This window comes from Actinoplanes sp. NPDC048791, assembly GCF_040650095.1.
Classification (GTDB): Bacteria; Actinomycetota; Actinomycetes; order Mycobacteriales; family Micromonosporaceae; genus Actinoplanes.
In genome coordinates, this window is record NZ_JBEZGQ010001729.1 from 1 (window position 1) to 1,062 (window position 1,062).

A 1,062-nucleotide genomic window follows, 5' to 3' on the forward strand; every position below is an offset into this window, starting at 1 on the left:
CGATCCGCAGACCGCGGACGAGCTCGGCGTGCGGACGGTGACGTCGTGACGTTGACTCAGCTCAAGAGAGTCCGCTGGGGTGTCCGAGTCGCGGTGGCGCTGGGCCTCGACCAGCTCGGTGTGGCTGGCGGCCTGCCAGGGCAGCCGGCCGGACAGGCAGTGGTAGAGCAGCACGCCGAGGGAGTACATGTCCGAGGCCGGGGTCGCGGGCAGTCCCTCGAAGCGTTCCGGGGCGACGTAGGCCGGCGTGCCCATGACCGGGCCGTCCGGGTCGGGATCGTGGCTGCCGACCGCCGCCGCGATGCCGAAGTCCAGGACCTTGGCCCCGGCCGGGGTCAGCATGATGTTGGCCGGCTTGATGTCACGGTGCACGACGTGCTCGGCGTGGGCGGCGGCCAGGGCGGCCGCGACCTCGGCGCAGACGCGTACGGCGATGCGCCAGTCGAAGAGCCCGGCGCCGAGGTGCTCGCTGAGCGTCTGCCCGTCGACCAGCTCCATGACGATGTACGGCACCTCGCGGCCCGGCGACAACGACGTGCCGAAGTCGTGCACGCCGGCGACGTTGGGATGAGCCAGCCGGGCGGCCGAACGCGCCTCGGTGCGGACCAGGTCGACGCCGTTGACCTCACCCAGCGTGCCCTCGACCGCGGGCGCCATGATCTTGACCGCGACGGGCCGGTCCAGCACCTGGTCGTGTCCACGCCACACTTCGGACATACCGCCGATGCCGATGCGCTGCTGGAGCTGATACCGCCCGCCCAGCGTCCGCATTGCCGCCCCCTGTTCCGTCACCGCGAGTTCGCCCCCCTCGAGGTTGCAGGCGACGTACCCCCGCCTCCGGCAGGGCAAACGCTCCCCGCGGGCATCAGCCGATCGGGTCGAGGCGGAACACGCCCTGCTCACCCGGCACGACGACGATGTGGTCGTCGACGTCCCGGCCCGTACCGATGCGCAGCGAGACGCCGGCCGCGACCCGTCTGGTGAGCAGCTTGCGCACGCCGTCGCGGCGCAGCGCGGCCAGGCCGGGCCGGGCGGCCCGGCGCATCCGCGCGGCCTGCTCCC

1 protein-coding gene and 1 pseudogene are annotated in these 1,062 nt (G+C 73.1%); both read right to left on the bottom strand.

Features of this window, described 5'->3' with window-relative positions; all coding sequences use genetic code 11:
• Positions 1–771 (bottom strand): serine/threonine-protein kinase (locus AB0C29_RS50000; protein WP_360835640.1); only part of this gene is annotated, 771 nt, incomplete at its 3' end.
• 94 nt (positions 772–865) lie between these two features.
• Positions 866–1,062 (bottom strand): annotated as a pseudogene (locus AB0C29_RS50005) (hypothetical protein); the annotation flags it as partial.